Below are 16,088 nucleotides of genomic sequence, written 5' to 3'. Positions count from 1 at the left end.
ATGCGCGTCGTCTCCGGCATCCAGCCAACCGGCAACCTCCACCTCGGCAACTACCTGGGCGCGATCCGCAACTGGGTGCGGATGCAGGACGAGATGGACGAGGAATCCGAGTGCCTGTTCTTCCTTGCCGACCTGCACGCGATTTCCATGCCGCACGATCCGGCCGAGCTGTCGCGCGCGACGCTGGAAATGGCGGCAGCCCTGGTAGCCTGCGGAATCGATGCCTCGCGCTCGGTATTGTTCAACCAGGCCCAGGTTCCTGCCCATCCCGAGATGCAGTGGCTGCTCAACGGCACGGCTCGGATGGGCTGGCTGAATCGGATGACGCAGTTCAAAGACAAGTCCGGCAAGAACCGCGAAGGCGCGAGCGTCGCGCTGTTCACCTATCCTGTGCTGCAGGCGGCCGACGTATTGCTCTACCAGGCGACGCATGTGCCTGTCGGCGAAGACCAGAAGCAGCATCTGGAACTGGCGCGCGACATCGCGCAGAAGTTCAACAACGACTTCGCCCCGAAGAACGAGGACGGTTCCGATCGCCCGGTCTTCACCCTGCCCGAGCCGTATATTCCGCCCGCTGCGGCGCGGATCATGAGCCTGCGCGACGGATCGAAGAAGATGAGCAAGTCCGATCCGTCGGACATGAGCCGGATCGAGCTCGTCGACGATCCCGACACGATCATGAAGAAGATCAAGAAGGCCAAGACCGACCCGGAACCGCTGCCCGGCGACGAAGGCGGCCTTGCGACACGGCCCGAAGCGCTCAACCTGGTGACGATCTACGCCGCGATGACCGATGGCAGCGTCGAAAGCGTGCTCGCGGATTTTGGCGGCCAGGGCTTCGGTACATTCAAGCCGGCGCTCGGCGAGGTGCTGGTCGAGACGCTGCGGCCAATCTCGGAACGGTTCAACGAATTGCTGGCCGACCGCGAATCGCTCGACGCGATCCTTGCACGCGGCGCGGCAAAGGCCCGCGAGATTGCCGGACCGACTCTCGATGCGACCTATGCTGCTCTCGGCCTGGTAAGAGGATAACTCGCCGATAACGGCCGGAATTGGCATAACTTTTGCTAACTCCGGTGTTCAAACTCGGTTCACCGCGATTTCTTTACAACCCGTCCCATCAATGACAGCTTGCGAGCCGAAATGAGGGGGCCGGGCTGCACGACCTATTTCGCAAGGGACATCAAGATGACCAAGAAAACCTCGCTGCCCCGTAGCATGAAGCTGGCTTCCGTGCCGCTGATCCTGGCCGGTCTCGCGGCTTGCGCGACGCCGTTCAAGGCCGACGTCTCGCGCTACCAGACGCAGCTTCCCGCACCGCAGGGCGAAACCTTTGCCGTCGTAGCCGACGATCCGGCCCTCGCCGGTGGCCTCGAATTCGCGCAATACGCCGATTTCGTCGAAGCGCAGATGGCGCGCCTCGGCTACACCCAGGCCTCGCCCGAGGACGCGAGCCTGCTCGTCCGCTTCGACTATGGGATCGACGATGGCCGCGAGCGCATCCGCACCACCGGCCGCGATCCGTTCTACGATCCGTGGTATGGCTATGGCCGCTATCGCAGCCCGTTCTACCGCAGCCGCCTCGGCTACGGTCGCGGCTGGGGCTACGGCTTCTACGATCCGTGGTTCGGCGGGCCGGAAGTGACCAGCTACACCGTCTACACCAGTGGCATCGACATGAAGATCGACCGTCGCGGTGGCGAGCGGCTGTTCGAAGGCAAGGCGCAGGCCGTCTCGACTTCGAACCGGCTGCAGTATCTCGTGCCGAACCTGGTCGACGCCATGTTCACCGATTTCCCCGGCAATTCGGGCGAAACCGTGCGGATCACCGTCAAGCCGGAAGAGGCCAACAAGGTGCGTCGTCTCGACTGACGCAACCATCTGATCGTATCACCGAGGAAAGGCGGTCCCTTCGCGGGGGCCGCCTTTTTCGTTGGTCAGGTCAGGCGATGGCGGGTGCGCGAACGCCTGCCGAGCGGCGCCGATAGATGTCGAGCAGCACCCGGTAGCTGACCAGCGCTGCGCCGGCGCCGACGATGCCGTCCCAGGCATAGTGCCAGCCCAGCCCCATCGAGAGCAGGAACAGCAGCACGCTGAAAGAGGCCACCGGCCAGAACCAGCCCTTCGCGAAGACATGGATGGCGATCGCGATCCACGCGGCGGTGGTCACGTGGAGCGACGGCATGGCGGAAATACCGCTGCCCGCACCGAACTCGCCAGATGAATAAACCGCCCACAGGTAGTCCGCCATAACCCGCGTTTCCGCGCCCGGCGTCACGCCGGCGAAGCGCTCGCCGAAACCCATCCGCTCGTAGAATAGCGGCCCGGCGGCCGGCAGCGCGATGTGGATCAACGGGCCGGCAAGGCTCCAGAGCACGAAATAGCTCGTCATGACCGCGGATTTCTCCGGCGATGCCGGCGCTTGCGCGACCACGATCAGCGTGAGGATCATCATGATCGTCCACAGCTTGTGATAGACGAATTCGGCCCCCGCCACGTCCAGCCAGCCGAGCACGCGCCAGGGATCGTGGCCGAAAAACAGTAGCGCATCGGCACGCGCAAGCATCGGGTCGGCGGTGAACGGCACGAGGTAGTTGAGCAGCGGCTTGACCCACAGGAAGGCGGTCATGTTCGCGCCCGCCAGCCCCACGATCAGCACGATCGGCAGCAGCCGTGACCGTTCCTCCCGCACGAAGCGGATCATTTCCGCTGTCGGGCTTCTGACGCCGGCCAGTGCCATTCGCACGAAACCGTAGACCGCGCCGACCACCGTGGCCGCCAGCATCCAGGCAGGCATGATGACGAGGTTGGTCGCAAGCCCCGCAATCGACGGGGTGAACAGGATCGCGACGAGCGCGAGCCCGCAGGTCAGCATAATCGCCGGGACGATCCATTCCCTGTCGCTCATGCCTTGCGCCTAGGCGATAATGGTTAACACGCCTTTATCGCCTGCGCGCGCGGTCGGGGCCGTTGCCCCGTGCGAAGGGCTGCCACAGCATCCGGTCGAGCCATGCCTCGCGCGGTTCGCGGAACCGTTCGATCCCGATCGTCATGCCTTCGTGCCCGTCTTGCGGCTGCGCGCGGTAGGTCCCGAACAGCCGGTCCCACAGCGAGAAGTTGAATCCGTAATTGGAATCCGTTTCGACCCGCTGCGCCGAATGATGGACCCGGTGCATGTCGGGAGTCACGAACAGCCAGCGCACGAGCGGGTCCAATCGCCCGAGCGTGACATTGCCATGGGTGATCATCGACGTCGCATTGAGCACGACCTCGAACAGCAGCACGGCCAGCGGCGGCGCGCCGAGCGCGGCGACGAGCGCCAGCTTGTAGGCCATCGACAGTGCGATCTCGCCCGGGTGGAAGCGCACGCCGGTAGTCGCATCGAAGGCGGTGTCCGAATGGTGCATCCGGTGGAAACGCCAGAACAGCGGCACCTTGTGGAAGGCGACATGCTGCGCCCAGATCGCGAGGTCGAGCGCGACGAAAGCGATCGCGATGGTGAGCCAGTTGGGGATAGCGACCAAGTTGAGCAGACCCCAGCCGCGCTCCTGCGCGAATGCCGCAAAGCCGACCGCCAGCAGCGGGAACGCCAGTCTCAGGATCGCCGTATCGACCGCGATCATGGCGAGATTGTTGGACCAGCGAACCAGGCGCGGGATCTCCTGCCGCCGGCGCGGCGCGATCAGCTCCCACACCATCATGGCGGCGAGCACCGCCACGAAGGCGCCCAGCCGCAAGACGGGCTCATGCTGGAGGATAAGGTCGTCCACGCTTGCCGATATGGAGCGTCGCGGGTCTTCGGGCAACGCCGCTGCTCGAGAGCAAGATGGCTAGCATCAGCGCAATCCGGCCATCGTCAGATGTCGGCTGAAGAACAGATTGCGGAGATCAATGCCGAACTACGCGTCGACGTCCGCTAACGACCCAATTGCGGACGTTCCTTCTGCGTTCAAACAACGTCCCTCGTCATCACCGTTGGCAAGGGGTCGCTGCGTTTCCCCTTGCGCCTGCCCTTCCGGTAGCGGCTCTGATAATCGCGCCGTTGCTTAGTCACTTCATATAGCACGATGCCTGAAGATGTACCGAGATTGAGGCTCTCGATCATACCGAACATCGGAATGGCGATGCAGGCATTGCTACGTTCGACAGCGCGGTCACTTATACCGCGCTTCTCATTGCCGAACCAAACGGCCAATTTGGTGTGTTCGGTGAAATCGCCTTCGTGAAGCCAGACGTTGGTCTGCCCCTTTATGTGAGGGGATGTGACTACCGAGTGAAAGTTGTTTTTCTCAAGGTGATCGAAGCAGTCATCCGTGCTGTCGAACCTCTTTACGAAACTCCATTTCACAGCCGAAACAGAGGTCCGGGCCAAGGATTTTCGCCCACGCATATCTTCCCAATCGTCGGGAAGTGCTTTCCGGGGATCGACTACATAGACTTTCTCAACACCGAGAGCATTAACGTTGCGAATGACTGTCCCGATGTTCTGGACGTCAGAAGGGCTTTCAATGACTGCGATCAGATTTTTGCAGATAAAAGGCTTGATCGCGTCAGCACGCTGGCGGACTGTCGTTTTCGATTTGCTTGGTTCTTCCGGTTCCATGATGACGGCATATCACCGGCCTGATGAGTTTCAAATCGCTCTGGGCCAATGTCCGCTTTCCACCCATTAGCGGACATTCGGGCGCGAAAATCAGCCAGCGTCCGCTAACGACCTCATTGCGGACATTCAGGCAGACTGCTTCCATCGCGCCATGAGAAAGCCGACGCCCGCTCAGACCTGCCTGATCATCGGTGCGGTTGCCGGTCTGTTACTGTTGGTGCTTGGCGACAAGACATCAGCCATCATCATCTTCGTTCTGGAAGCCATAGGGTGGGCTGCGGTCTATGCGTTCAGCGGAAATGAGGAATGTCCGCTTCCCACCCAATAGCGGACATTCGCGCCCGCCCCGGATCTTGCTACATGATCAGTTTCGCATGGCCGCCGGTCGAGCCGAAGCCGCCTGCGCCGCGTTCCGTCTCCGCCAGTTCCTCGACCTCGTTCCAGCGCGCCTGGACTACCGGAGCCAGCACCAGCTGCGCCACGCGGTCGCCGCGCGCGATGGCGAAGCTGTCGTCGCCGTGGTTGATCAGGATGACCTTGAGTTCACCGCGATAATCGGAATCGATCGTGCCCGGCGTGTTGGGCACGGTGATCCCGTGCTTCAGCGCCAGGCCCGAACGCGGGCGTACCTGGATTTCGTAACCGGCCGGGATGGCCAGCGCGAGCCCGGTCGCGACCGCGTGGCGCGCGCCCGGCGCGATGGTCACGGTCTCGGCCGAAACGACGTCCATGCCCGCTGCACCATCGGTCGCATAGGCGGGCAGGTCCAGACCTTGTCCGTGCGGCAGGCGCTTGACCTCGACTGCGACCGGATCACTCATCCTCGTTCCCGTTTTCGAGGCTCTCGACGACCTTGTCGATCAGCGCCCTGGCCACTTCCATCTTCGGCAGTTCGTCGAGCGTCTCGACGCCGGAGTGGCGCACGATGTGGATCGTGTTGGTATCGCCGCCCATGACATCGCCCGACACGTCGTTGGCGATGATCCAGTCGACGCCCTTGCGTTTGCGCTTGGCTTGCGCGTTGTCGACCACGTTCTCGGTCTCGGCGGCGAAGCCGATCAGCAGTTTCGGGCGCTTGCGGCCCGACGCGACACTGGCGAGGATGTCCGGGTTCTCGGTCAGCAGCAGCGCCGGCGGGGCCGATCCGCGCTTCTTCATCTTCTGGCCCGAACGATCCTTGGTGCGCCAGTCGGCGACCGCGGCCGCCATGATTGCGACGTCTGCGGGCAGCGCCTTCTTGACCGCGGCGGCCATTTCGTCCGCCGATTCGACATCGATGCGGTCGACGCCCGGAGGGGTCGTGAGATGCACCGGGCCGGAGACCAGCGTGACGCGCGCGCCTGCCGCCGCCGCCATAGCCGCGATCGAGAAGCCCTGCTTGCCGCTCGACCGGTTGGCCAGATAGCGTACCGGGTCGATCGGTTCATGCGTCGGGCCGGCGGTGACCAGCACGTGCTTGCCGTAAAGCGGGCGGTGTTCGGGGTTCTCGTCGAAGGCAGGCTGCCCGTCGAGCGGATCCTCGATGATGGTGTGCGGCGCAATGGCATCGAGGTCGATTGGTTGCGGACCGACAGCGATCGAATGCTCGTCCCCCTCGACCGGCTCGGGAGCCTGCTTGCCTTCGACCACTTCGTGGTTGATCGCTTCGGGATCGGTCGGCGGCGCGGACTTGGCTCCGCCCTTGCTGGCGAGCAGAGAGGAGAAACCGGGCGCGGGGATTTCCGCATCCGGCTCGGCCCCATCGGCCAGATCGGCGACGGGTTCGTCAGCGATCTCGTCGACCGGCGCTTCCTCGGTTTCCTCGAAGGCTTCGAGTTCGGCCATCTCGGCTTCCTCGACTTCCTCGTGGGTACGCTTCCTCGTGGAGCGCGGAATGATCGCGGACAAGAGGCTGCTGAGCGTCCCGCGGACGGGTTCTTCCTCGTAGATTTCTTCTTCCGGCTCGGCGTCGCGGATCCTGCGCAGCGCGTCGGGATTCTCGTCCGCGTCCTGCTGTTCCTCGATCTCGAGCGTCTCGACTGCTTCGTCGCTGGCGGCCTTCGCCATCGCGGGTGCGGGCGCAGCCTTGACCGGAGCCTCGTAAGCGATGCCCGAGGCTTGTGCGATCGCCGCCCAGATCGCTTCGGGATCGGGCAGGCGACCGGGTCCGTATTCGCCGCAGGCCATTTCGCCTTCGTCGGGTTCGAGCACGGTCACGCCCGCTTCGCGCAGCCACTGGACGTTGCGCTGGGTCGCCTCGTGCTCCCACATCCGCACGTTCATCGCAGGAGCCACCATGACCGGCTTGTCGGTGGCGAGGATCAGCGTGGTCGCCAGATCGTCGGCGATGCCGGCGGCCATCTTGGCGAGAATGTCTGCGGTCGCCGGACAGACCACGACCAGGTCGGCCTCGCGGCTGAGCTGGATGTGCCCCATTTCCGATTCGTTCTTGAGGTCCCACAGCGTCGTGTAGACCGGGTTTTCGCTCAGCGCCGCGAGCGCCATCGGCGTCACGAATTGCTGGCCACCCTCGGTGACGACGCAGCTGACGCTGCCGCCGCCCTTGCGAATCAGCCGGACGACCTCGCACGCCTTGTAGGCGGCGATGCCGCCACCGACGATCAGCAGGACTTTGGGTTCTGCCATTGCGCGCTCGCTTTCATCCTCGACAAACTCGTCCGGATCGACGCCGGAGTCCGTCATGCCCTGCGCATGATCGAAACCTCGATCCATTCCGGAAACCCCCGTGAATTACCCCGAACCTTACCGTTCAGCCACGCTCCTTGCCAAGCATATGGTTAAGGATTGCCTGACGCAGCGCTTTTCTGCACAAAAAAGAACGAGGGAGAGGGTTTCATGAGACTTGTACTAACCGGCCTGATTTTCGCAGGCGGCCTTATGTTCCTGCTGATCGGCATCGGGTTCCTGATCGATCCGGCATCATCCGGGGTGGATTTCGGGATGAAAGCCGACGGGCCGCAGGGCCTATCCACCATGCGCGCGGACATGACGGCCTTCTTCGTCGTGGCGGCGGTGTCGATGGTACTGGGCGCCTGGCGGAGGAACGGCGACTTGTTGCTGGTCGCCGCGGCGCTGTTCGGCATCGCGCTGACCGGCCGCATCGTCAGCCTGATCGCGGACGGGACCTACGATGGCTTCGCATTCCCGATGCTGGTCGAAGCGGTCACCGTGATCGTGCTGCTGATCGCCAGCCGGGTATTGCCGCACCGGATCGGCTAGGTTGCCCTGCCCCTTGCGCGGTTCAGGAGATCGCGAAGGGCGAAGGGCACCCAGTAGATGCCGACGAACCAGGCCGGGGTGACCATCAGCCCCCAGTAGAAATTGTTCGCCCGCCCGGCGAGCATGAAGAGCAGGCCGTACCCGGCAAACAGCAGGAAGGCCTCGAGCCCGAGCGGCCGCCTGAGCGCGGCCCAGCCGAGCAGCGGCAGCAGCGCCAGCGGCGCGCCGAGCCATTGCGGGATCAGGTAGAGTCCGCTGCACAGGATGATGTATTCGAGCCAGCCGTTCGGGCCACGCAAGGTCAGCCAGCTGGAAGATAGCGGATCGTCCGGCCCCGTCAGCACGGCAACGGTCTGAACGTGCCAGGCGAGAAGGGTGAGGAAGGCTGCGACGAGCAGACCCCAGAAGGCAAGCTCGCGCCACTCGCGCCGCCATGCCGCCAGCGCGCCCATCAGCAGGACGAAGGGCAAGGCATGTTCGCGGATCGCCAGCGCCAGCGCCGCCGCCACCCATGCGCCGCGCCACTTTCCCGGGCGGTGCAGCGCCAGCGCGAGCGCGAGCAGCATCCCCGCCCACGCCTCGTGCAGCACGAAATAGATCGGCTTGAATCCGACCGCAGCGCCCACCGCGAGCAGGCCCACCGCCATGACCCGACGCACCGGGCGATCCAGGATCGGGGTCAGGCGGACCCACCAGGCAGCGGCGGTGATCGCGGCGAGGAGCAGCGCAGCCAGTGCGATGCCGGTCGGTCCGATCGCGGCGCTTACTGTCGCCAGCGTCGGCAGGCGCACCGCGAAGCCCGGCCTCACCGGGAAATTGCGCGCGCGCTGTTCCTCGACCGCGACCCGGTAGTAGTTCTCGCCCGCCGCGACGCGGGCCGTGATCGCATCGTAAAGCGCAAGGTCGTCGTCGCGCTTCCCAGGATCGGTGCCGTCGGCGGCGGAGGAGGACGGCCCTTGCTGCAAAGTGGAGACCGGACGCGCAACCACTGTCCGATCTTCGGGTTCGGACGGTGTGTAGAACAATGCAGCGGCAAGCAGGATCGCCGCGACCAAGGCCAGGACGATTCGCGCCGGGGTCCGGGCGAGCGCGGCGAACCGCGTCGCGTCCGCCTGCGATGCCGCCCCCCGGTCCATGGTCAGCCGATAAGGCCAGCCGCAAATGCAGCCCAGGTCGCAAGGCCGCCGGCACCCGCGGCGATCAGGTACGACAGCCAGCGTCCGTCACCACGCTTGCGCTCCCGCCGATCCCAGATCAGCTCGATCTCAGGCAGCGGCGGCGGTTCGGGCGCGCCACCCTTCGGCGGGAAGCGATCCTCGATCCGGCGGATCAGCTCGGGCAGGCGCAGAAGGGTCTCGGCATCCTCGCGTAGCCGGTCCGCGATCAGCGCCTCGGGACCCAGTTCGTCGCGGATCCAGGCGCGGACGTAGGGCGCGGACGTATCCCACATGTTGATCTCGGGATCGAGCTGCGTGGCGATGCCCTCGACCATCACCATTGTCTTTTGCAGCAGCAGCAGGTGCGGCTGGGTCTGCATGTCGAAATCGCGGGTGATGGCGAACAGGCCGTCGAGCATCTGGCCGACCGACAGCTCGCTCACCGGCTTGCCGCGCATCGGTTCGCCCACAGCGCGCAATGCGGTCGCGAACTCGTCGACCGAGTGATAGCTCGGCACGTATTGCGCTTCGAAATGGATTTCGGCGACGCGGCGATAATTGCCGGTGGTCAGGCCGTAGAGGATCTCGGCAAGCCACAGCCGTGCGCGCCGGTCGATCCGGCCCATGATCCCGAAATCGATGGCCACGATCGTGCCGTCTGCACGCACGAACAGGTTCCCCTGGTGCATGTCCGCGTGGAAGAATCCGGCATCGATCGCCTGGTGCAGGAAAGCCAGCACCAGCCGCTGCGCGAGTTCCTTGAGGTCATGACCGGCGGCGCGCAGCTGGTCGACTTCGCTGATCTTAATGCCGTCGACCCATTCGATCGTCATGACACGGCCATTGGTCCTGTCCCAGTCGATCGCGGGAATGTGATAGCCTTCGATCGGGGCCATCGCCTCGGCAAGCTCGCTGGCGGAGGCCGCCTCGCGCCGCAGGTCCAGTTCGCGATTGGTCCAGCGCTTGAGGTTGGCGACCACCAGCCGGGGGCGCAGGCGCGCAGCCTCCCCCCCGAGCGCCTCGAGGTGCGCTGCCGCCCATTCGTAGGTCTGGATGTCGCGCGCGAACTGTTCGCGGATACCGGGCCGCAGGACCTTGAGGGCAACCGGGCGCCCGTCGCTCGTGACCGCGCGGTGAACCTGCGCGATCGAAGCGGAGCCGACCGGCACCGGATCGATCTCGGCGAAAATTTCCTCGAGCGGCTGGACGAACGTATCGCGGATCGATGCCTCGACCCGTTCGAAGGACACCGGCGGCAGGCTGTCCTGCAGGCTCAGCAGGTTGTGCACCGCGTCTTCCCCGACCAGGTCGGGACGGGTCGCCAGCGTCTGGCCCAGCTTGATCGCCGCCGGGCCGATATCCTGGAACGCCCCGGCATAGTCGGGCTCCTTGGGCTGGACCGTTCCGAACCGCGCGATGCGGGCGAGGCGCTTGACCGGACCGGGCGTGTTGGGATCGCGCTCGATCCCGCGCAGCGCACCGTGCCGCGCCAGCGTGCGACCCCACTTGAGCAGGCGCAGGATATGAGTGGCGGGCCTTGTCACGCGCTCAGATTTTCCAGCCCGAATGGATCGCGACGAGACCGCCCATGATCGGCTCGACCCGGGTATTCGCAAAGCCCGCATCGCGGATCATCCGCTCGAAGCTCGGCATGTCGGGGAAGCGGCGGATCGATTCGATCAGATAGCGATAGCTGTCCTCGTCCTGCGCGATCGCTTTGCCGATCTGCGGCACGAGCTTGTGCGAGTAGGCGTCGTAGGCTTCCTTGAAACCGGGCCAGGTCGTGGTCGAGAACTCGAGGCAGTAGAACCGCCCGCCGAACTTCAGGACCCGGTGCGCCTCGGCCAGTGCCTTGTCGACATGGGTCACGTTCCGGATACCAAATGCGATCGTATAGGCATCGAACTGCCGCGCCGGATAGCTCAGCGTCTCGGCATTCTGGCACGACCACACGAGGCCATCTATCCCGCGATCCATCGCCCGCTCGATCCCGACGTCGAGCATGTCCTGGTTGATGTCGGCCACGGTCACTTCCGCGCCTTCGGCGGCGAGCCGGAAAGCGATATCGCCCGTGCCGCCCGCCATGTCGAGGATCGCCTCGCCCGGCTGCGGTTTCACCCGGCGCACGAACCGATCCTTCCACAACCGGTGCATGCCGCCCGACATGGCATCGTTCATGATGTCGTATTTGCGCGCGACGTTGGAAAAGACCTCGCCCACGCGGGCGACCTTCTCGCTCGCGTCGATGTCTTCGTAGCCGAAGGAGACGGTATCGTTCATGGGGGCGAGCCTTAGGGGGAATTGTGCGGCGCGCAAAGGGTGTTAAGAGCGCGCCATGCCTGAGCTCCCAGAGGTCGAAACCACCGTACGCGGGCTCGCGCGCTTCCTTGATGGCGAGGAACTGGTCAGCGTGCGGGTAAACCGCCCCGACATGCGCCGCCCTTTCCCGCCGCAGCTCGTCCAGATGCTGACCGGCGCGCGGGTGACCGGGCTCGGCCGGCGGGCAAAATTCGGGCTCATCCATACCGATCGCGACCAGACGGTCGTGTTCCATCTCGGCATGAGCGGCCGCTGGCGGATCGATCCGGCCGAGGCGGACAAGCACGATCACCTCGTCATCGAGACTACCGGGCACCGGTTTGCGCTGTGCGATCCGCGCCGGTTCGGCTGGGTCGATCTGGTCGCGACCGATGAGCTTTCCGCGTGGCCGAGCTTTGCCGCCATGGGGCCCGAGCCGCTCGGGCCGGATCTGACCGTCAGCCATCTGAAGTCCGCTCTCAAGGGCCGCAAGCAGGCGATCAAGTTGCTGTTGCTCGACCAGCGGATCGTTGCCGGGCTCGGCAATATCTATGTCTGCGAGGCCTTGTACCGCGCGCGGATATCGCCGCGCCGCGCCGGTGGGCGGGTGACCGGCCCGATGCTGGAGCGGCTCGTGCCGGCCATCCGCGAGGTGCTCGAGCAATCGATCGCGGACGGCGGATCGACCTTGCGCGACTATGCCCAGCCCGATGGCGAGCTTGGCTATTTCGCGACCCGCTTCGACGTTTACGGCCGCGAGGGCGAACCATGCCGCAGGTGCGACGGCGGCGCGATCAGGCGGATCGTCCAGGGCGGACGCAGCACTTGGTTCTGTTCCGCCTGCCAGAAGTGAGGGAATTCTTGACCTCGCCGCCGTCCATGCCTATGTGGCGCGCTTTCCGGCGGTGAATCGCCGATTTTCGCTAATTCCAGAGATTACCAGCGGTCGCCCGCGCGACCCCATTTGAACGGATACCAAGGACGACCATGGCCAATACGCCGCAAGCCAAGAAGCGCATCCGCCGCAACGACCGCCGCGCAGAGATCAACGGTGCGCGCATCAGCCGCATCCGCAACTTCGTCAAGAAGGTCGAAGTCGCCTGCGAAGCCGGCGACAAGGAAGCTGCACAGACTGCCCTCAAGGCCGCCCAGCCCGAAATGGCGCGCGGCGTGGCCCGCGGTGTGCTGCACAAGAACACCGTCGCCCGCAAGATGAGCCGCCTGACGAAGCGCGTCGCCGCGCTCTGAGCTGCTGGCCGATTCGGCTCGCCGGGCTTCGGGCCGGGCCGATCGCAAGACAATCCGGACACGAGGGTCGGCGCGAAAGCGTCGGCCCTTTTTACATGTGCGCCGGCGAGGCAGCGCGATTGCATCGACCGCTCGCCAGTAAAGCTAGGTTATTCCACGATTCGCGCGCGCAATCGGCCTCGAATTGTTTAAAATCAAATAGTTAAACGCAGGCCTGCGCCTCGCATCGAGTCAACATCTTTATTTCAGTTTTTTTGCACTATCCCCCCTTGCTTGAATCGGGCGGTGCTTCATAAATCGGGCCATCGCCTGGGGCCGGACAGCTCGGGCTTTTACATTTTTGGCTTGAAGGGGGGCCCTTCGGAAGCAGCGCTTTCGGGGAACGGCAGAGCCTTGCTCTCTTCGGGATTGGAATTTGACGGCGAGCGAAAAGGGGGCTCGCCGGACTGCGATGGGGATCGAATTCGAATGGGCGATGGGGTGAGAAAATCCGGCACGGTAAGCCGGCGTCAAGAGGATGCTATGGAAGATCTGGAAGCGGTAAACCTGGCAGCCGATTGGGCCGACATCAGCCAGGGGCTGCGAAAGGATCTGGGTCACCAGCTCCACAGCCAGTGGATCAAGCCGATCCAGGTCGGCGGCTTTTCGGAAGATACCGGAACGCTCGACCTGTTCCTCCCGACCGAATTCTCGGCCAACTGGGTGCAGGACCGGTTCCACGACCGGCTTTCGCTTGCCTGGAAGATCGCGCGCAGCGAAGTCCGCCACGTGAAGATCAGCGTCCATCCCGGTCGGCGCCAGATGCCCGAACTGCGGCTGAGCGACGGCCGGCGCGCAGCCAATGACGGCGTCGATGCCAGCGCCCTCGGCCTTGCCGCGGGCACCATCGGCGAACACGGCTTCACCAGCTCGGTCGGGCTCGACCCGTCGCTGACCTTCGCCGCCTTCGTCACCGGCGAAACCAACATCCTTGCCTGCAATGCCGCACAGCGGATGGCGGCGACGGAAACGCCGCAGTTCTCGCCGCTCTACATCAAGGCGGCCACCGGTCAGGGCAAGACCCACCTGATGCACTCGATCGGACATGCATATCTGCAGGCCCACCCGCGTGCGCGCATCTTCTACTGCTCGGCAGAGCGCTTCATGGTTGAATTCGTCCAGGCGCTGAAGCAGAACCAGATGATCGAGTTCAAGGCCCGGCTGCGCAGCTTCGACCTGCTGCTGGTCGACGATATCCAGTTCATCATCGGCAAGGCATCCGCGCAGGAAGAACTGCTCTACACGATCGACGCGCTGCTGGCTGAAGGCAAACGCCTGGTGTTCGCCGCGGACCGCGCGCCGCAGGCTCTCGACGGGGTCGAGCCGCGGCTGCTTTCCCGCCTCTCGATGGGGCTGGTTGCCGACATCCAGGCGGCCGACATCGAGCTGCGCCGCAAGATTCTCGAATCGAAGCTTACCCGCTTCGCCCCGCTGGAAGTGCCGGGCGACGTGATCGAATTCCTCGCCCGCACCATCACGCGCAACGTGCGCGAGCTGGTCGGCGGCCTCAACAAGCTTATCGCCTACGCCCAGCTGACCGGCCAGGAGGTCTCGCTCCAGCTGGCCGAGGAACAGCTGACCGACATCCTCTCGGCCAACCGCCGCCGCATCACGATCGACGAGATCCAGCGCACGGTCTGCCAGTTCTACCGGATCGACCGCAGCGAGATGAGCTCCAAGCGCCGGGCGCGCGCGGTGGTACGACCGCGACAGGTCGCGATGTATCTCGCCAAGGTACTGACGCCGCGCAGCTACCCCGAAATCGGGCGCAAGTTCGGCGGGCGCGACCACTCGACGGTGATCCACGCGGTTCGCCTGATCGAGGATTTGCGCAAGCGCGATGCCGACATGGACGGCGACGTTCGGAGCCTGCTGCGCCAGCTCGAAAGCTGATCGAAGCCTAGCCGGAATATGCCTGTGGATTGCGGGGACAACCTCGCCGCAATCCGCAGCCTTTCGACATGCCATCGACAGGTCTGCCCACAGGCCTGTCGACAGCTTGCGCACAGGCTGCCAACAGTTTGTCCATGAGCTTTTCCCCGGAACGACTGGACCGGTTCGCGCGCCACATCGTGCTGCCCGAGATCGGCGGTGCCGGCCAGTTCGCGCTGGCGCAGGCGCATGTCGCCGTCATCGGCGTCGGCGGGATCGGCAGTCCCGCGCTGCAATATCTCGCCGGGTCTGGCATCGGACGCTTCACCCTGGTCGACGACGACACGGTCGATCCGAGCAACCTCCAGCGCCAGACGATCTATTCCGAACGCGATACAGGGCATGGCAAGGCGGTGATCGCGCGCCAGTGGCTCGCGGATTTTGACCGCAAGCTGGAAGTCGAGATCAGCGATGCGCGGATCGGGCCGGATAATGCCGCCCGCCTGCTCGCCGGTGTCGATCTGGTGGTCGACGGGACGGACAATTTCGCGACCCGGCTCGCCGTGTCGGACTGCTGCGTGGCGGCGGGCGTGCCGCTGCTGTCGGCTGCGGTCGGCCGTTTCCAGGGCCAGGTCGGCGCCTTTGCCGGTCACCTGGACGACCAGCCCTGTTATCGCTGTTTCGTCGGCGATGCCTTCGATGCCGAGGATTGCGACACCTGCGCCGAAGACGGAATGCTTGGTGCGATGGCCGGATGGGTGGGCACCTTCGCGGCCCTTCAGGCGATTCGCGCCCTGCTCGACGGTATCAGCGCATTCGGCGACCCGCAGTTCGGCAGACTGCACTTACTCGACGGCATGAAGCCCGGCATGCGGACCCTTAGCGTGGCCAAGGACCCGGCCTGCAAGGCCTGCGGATCAGCTGCCTAGAACCTCGTCGACCCAGGCCGGAACGAGCTCGCCCGCCCTTCCCTGACGCGATTCGTGAAACCAGTGAGAGCCCTCGCTGCGCTCGAGATTGAGTTCGAGCGTCCGCGCGCCAAGCTCGCGCGCGTCGCGCACGAAGCCAGCCGCGGGATAGACGGCTCCGCTCGTCCCGATCGATACGAAGAGATCGGCTTCTCGAAGCGCGGCATAGATCCGCTCCATCTGGTACGGCATCTCGCCGAACCACACGACATCGGGCCGCAGCGACCGCGCCTCGCAAGCGGGGCATTCGGGCCGCTGCCCGTGCACGTCGGCAGACATCGGTGCATTCCAGGGGCTGCGCGTGCCGCAGATATTGCACAGCGCGCTGTTGAGCTCGCCATGCATGTGAAGCACGTTTCGGGCACCCGCCCGCTCGTGCAGATCGTCGACATTCTGGGTAACGATCAGCAGCTTGCCGTCGAAGGCTTTCTCAAGCCGGGCGAGCGCACGATGCGCATCGTTCGGCCTGACGTCGCCCAATGCCGCGCGGCGCATGTCGTAGAAACCGAGCACCAGACCCGGGTCGCGGGCAAAACCTTCCGGTGTCGCCACATCCTCGACCCGGTGCTGTTCCCACAACCCGCCGGCATCGCGAAAGGTGTCGATCCCGCTTTCGGCGGAAATCCCGGCCCCGGTCAGGACGACGATGTTGCGAATGTCGGTCATTGCCCGCAAGTAGCGAAG

General features: G+C 64.8%; 17 protein-coding genes. 8 read left to right on the top strand and 9 right to left on the bottom strand.

What is annotated here, in order from left to right; all coding sequences use genetic code 11:
- Both trpS and GRI48_RS10185 read left to right on the top strand, forming a co-directional pair.
- Positions 1-1,032, top strand: a complete 1,032-nt coding sequence (gene trpS / locus GRI48_RS10190) for a tryptophan--tRNA ligase (RefSeq protein WP_160674946.1) — start codon at positions 1-3, stop codon at positions 1,030-1,032.
- A gap of 156 nt (positions 1,033-1,188) precedes the next feature.
- Positions 1,189-1,872 (top strand): DUF4136 domain-containing protein, encoded by a 684-nt coding sequence (locus GRI48_RS10185; protein WP_160674943.1) that lies wholly within the window; start codon positions 1,189-1,191, stop codon positions 1,870-1,872.
- A gap of 70 nt (positions 1,873-1,942) precedes the next feature.
- Here the strand turns inward: GRI48_RS10185 and GRI48_RS10180 are convergent, their stop codons facing one another.
- The 3 genes from GRI48_RS10180 to GRI48_RS10170 form a co-directional block, all read right to left on the bottom strand.
- On the bottom strand, positions 1,943-2,908 hold the full coding sequence (locus GRI48_RS10180; RefSeq protein ID WP_160674940.1) for a phosphatase PAP2 family protein: 966 nt from the start codon (positions 2,906-2,908) through the stop codon (positions 1,943-1,945).
- A gap of 34 nt (positions 2,909-2,942) precedes the next feature.
- Complete coding sequence (locus tag GRI48_RS10175) at positions 2,943-3,770, bottom strand: sterol desaturase family protein (protein WP_160674937.1); 828 nt, start codon at positions 3,768-3,770, stop codon at positions 2,943-2,945.
- A gap of 179 nt (positions 3,771-3,949) precedes the next feature.
- Positions 3,950-4,603, bottom strand: a complete 654-nt coding sequence (locus GRI48_RS10170; RefSeq protein WP_160674934.1) for a TrmH family RNA methyltransferase — start codon at positions 4,601-4,603, stop codon at positions 3,950-3,952.
- A 151-nt stretch (positions 4,604-4,754) separates the two neighbouring features.
- Between GRI48_RS10170 and GRI48_RS10165 the strand changes: the two genes are divergently transcribed.
- Positions 4,755-4,931: a hypothetical protein gene (locus GRI48_RS10165; RefSeq protein WP_160674931.1), complete on the top strand. Its 177-nt coding sequence runs from the start codon at positions 4,755-4,757 to the stop codon at positions 4,929-4,931.
- Between the two features lie 28 nt (positions 4,932-4,959).
- Here GRI48_RS10165 and dut read toward each other — a convergent pair whose 3' ends face one another.
- Positions 4,960-5,424 carry a dUTP diphosphatase gene (gene dut / locus GRI48_RS10160; RefSeq protein WP_160674928.1) on the bottom strand — a complete coding sequence of 155 codons (465 nt, stop codon included), beginning with the start codon at positions 5,422-5,424 and terminating at the stop codon, positions 4,960-4,962.
- Entirely contained in the window at positions 5,417-7,285 is a 1,869-nt protein-coding gene (locus tag GRI48_RS10155) for a bifunctional phosphopantothenoylcysteine decarboxylase/phosphopantothenate synthase (protein ID WP_419956949.1), read from the bottom strand. Before GRI48_RS10155 ends, dut begins: the two co-directional genes overlap by 8 nt.
- A gap of 153 nt (positions 7,286-7,438) precedes the next feature.
- Between GRI48_RS10155 and GRI48_RS10150 the strand changes: the two genes are divergently transcribed.
- The gene (locus GRI48_RS10150; protein WP_160674925.1) at positions 7,439-7,822 is read left to right on the top strand and encodes a DUF4345 family protein; all 384 of its coding nucleotides are present in this window, start codon (positions 7,439-7,441) and stop codon (positions 7,820-7,822) included.
- On the opposite strand, the gene GRI48_RS10145 is transcribed toward GRI48_RS10150, so the two are convergent.
- The 3 genes from GRI48_RS10145 to GRI48_RS10135 are packed head-to-tail and all read right to left on the bottom strand — an operon-like array spanning position 7,819 to position 11,259.
- Positions 7,819-8,958, bottom strand: a complete 1,140-nt coding sequence (locus GRI48_RS10145) for a hypothetical protein (RefSeq protein ID WP_160674922.1) — start codon at positions 8,956-8,958, stop codon at positions 7,819-7,821. The two genes, GRI48_RS10150 and GRI48_RS10145, sit on opposite strands and share 4 nt — an antisense overlap.
- 2 nt (positions 8,959-8,960) lie before the next feature.
- Complete coding sequence (gene ubiB, locus GRI48_RS10140) at positions 8,961-10,523, bottom strand: 2-polyprenylphenol 6-hydroxylase (protein WP_337190803.1); 1,563 nt, start codon at positions 10,521-10,523, stop codon at positions 8,961-8,963.
- A gap of 4 nt (positions 10,524-10,527) precedes the next feature.
- On the bottom strand, positions 10,528-11,259 hold the full coding sequence (locus GRI48_RS10135) for a class I SAM-dependent methyltransferase (protein WP_160674916.1): 732 nt from the start codon (positions 11,257-11,259) through the stop codon (positions 10,528-10,530).
- A 55-nt stretch (positions 11,260-11,314) separates the two neighbouring features.
- Between GRI48_RS10135 and mutM the strand changes: the two genes are divergently transcribed.
- From mutM to GRI48_RS10115, 4 genes are all read left to right on the top strand, one after another.
- The gene (gene mutM / locus GRI48_RS10130) at positions 11,315-12,130 is read left to right on the top strand and encodes a bifunctional DNA-formamidopyrimidine glycosylase/DNA-(apurinic or apyrimidinic site) lyase (RefSeq protein WP_160674913.1); all 816 of its coding nucleotides are present in this window, start codon (positions 11,315-11,317) and stop codon (positions 12,128-12,130) included.
- A 134-nt stretch (positions 12,131-12,264) separates the two neighbouring features.
- Positions 12,265-12,525: a 30S ribosomal protein S20 gene (gene rpsT, locus GRI48_RS10125; RefSeq protein WP_160674910.1), complete on the top strand. Its 261-nt coding sequence runs from the start codon at positions 12,265-12,267 to the stop codon at positions 12,523-12,525.
- A gap of 522 nt (positions 12,526-13,047) precedes the next feature.
- Positions 13,048-14,457, top strand: coding sequence for a chromosomal replication initiator protein DnaA (dnaA, locus tag GRI48_RS10120; RefSeq protein WP_237451809.1), 1,410 nt, complete (start codon positions 13,048-13,050; stop codon positions 14,455-14,457).
- Positions 14,458-14,591: 134 nt separating this feature from the next.
- Entirely contained in the window at positions 14,592-15,365 is a 774-nt protein-coding gene (locus GRI48_RS10115; protein WP_160674903.1) for a HesA/MoeB/ThiF family protein, read from the top strand.
- Here GRI48_RS10115 and GRI48_RS10110 read toward each other — a convergent pair.
- Positions 15,354-16,070, bottom strand: coding sequence for an NAD-dependent deacylase (locus tag GRI48_RS10110; protein WP_160674900.1), 717 nt, complete (start codon positions 16,068-16,070; stop codon positions 15,354-15,356). The two genes, GRI48_RS10115 and GRI48_RS10110, sit on opposite strands and share 12 nt — an antisense overlap.
- Positions 16,071-16,088 lie beyond the last annotated feature (18 nt).

The sequence above is a fragment of the Qipengyuania oceanensis genome (assembly GCF_009827535.1).
GTDB classification, from domain to species: domain Bacteria; phylum Pseudomonadota; class Alphaproteobacteria; order Sphingomonadales; family Sphingomonadaceae; genus Qipengyuania_C; species Qipengyuania_C oceanensis.
Note: the sequence above shows the minus strand (reverse complement) of the source record. Positions and strands in the feature narration are given on the sequence as shown.

What these genes read in the sequence shown, in the direction of transcription:
- trpS (WP_160674946.1), top strand. Translation starts at nt 1, where the DNA reads ATGCGCGTCGTCTCCGGCATCCAGCCAACCGGCAACCTCCACCTCGGC.
- GRI48_RS10185 (WP_160674943.1), top strand. Translation starts at nt 1,189, where the DNA reads ATGACCAAGAAAACCTCGCTGCCCCGTAGCATGAAGCTGGCTTCCGTG.
- GRI48_RS10180 (WP_160674940.1), bottom strand. Translation starts at nt 2,908, where the DNA reads ATGAGCGACAGGGAATGGATCGTCCCGGCGATTATGCTGACCTGCGGG.
- GRI48_RS10170 (WP_160674934.1), bottom strand. Translation starts at nt 4,603, where the DNA reads ATGGAACCGGAAGAACCAAGCAAATCGAAAACGACAGTCCGCCAGCGT.
- GRI48_RS10165 (WP_160674931.1), top strand. Translation starts at nt 4,755, where the DNA reads ATGAGAAAGCCGACGCCCGCTCAGACCTGCCTGATCATCGGTGCGGTT.
- dut (WP_160674928.1), bottom strand. Translation starts at nt 5,424, where the DNA reads ATGAGTGATCCGGTCGCAGTCGAGGTCAAGCGCCTGCCGCACGGACAA.
- GRI48_RS10155 (WP_419956949.1), bottom strand. Translation starts at nt 7,285, where the DNA reads ATGACGGACTCCGGCGTCGATCCGGACGAGTTTGTCGAGGATGAAAGC.
- GRI48_RS10150 (WP_160674925.1), top strand. Translation starts at nt 7,439, where the DNA reads ATGAGACTTGTACTAACCGGCCTGATTTTCGCAGGCGGCCTTATGTTC.
- GRI48_RS10145 (WP_160674922.1), bottom strand. Translation starts at nt 8,958, where the DNA reads ATGGACCGGGGGGCGGCATCGCAGGCGGACGCGACGCGGTTCGCCGCG.
- GRI48_RS10135 (WP_160674916.1), bottom strand. Translation starts at nt 11,259, where the DNA reads ATGAACGATACCGTCTCCTTCGGCTACGAAGACATCGACGCGAGCGAG.
- mutM (WP_160674913.1), top strand. Translation starts at nt 11,315, where the DNA reads ATGCCTGAGCTCCCAGAGGTCGAAACCACCGTACGCGGGCTCGCGCGC.
- rpsT (WP_160674910.1), top strand. Translation starts at nt 12,265, where the DNA reads ATGGCCAATACGCCGCAAGCCAAGAAGCGCATCCGCCGCAACGACCGC.
- dnaA (WP_237451809.1), top strand. Translation starts at nt 13,048, where the DNA reads ATGGAAGATCTGGAAGCGGTAAACCTGGCAGCCGATTGGGCCGACATC.
- GRI48_RS10115 (WP_160674903.1), top strand. Translation starts at nt 14,592, where the DNA reads ATGAGCTTTTCCCCGGAACGACTGGACCGGTTCGCGCGCCACATCGTG.
- GRI48_RS10110 (WP_160674900.1), bottom strand. Translation starts at nt 16,070, where the DNA reads ATGACCGACATTCGCAACATCGTCGTCCTGACCGGGGCCGGGATTTCC.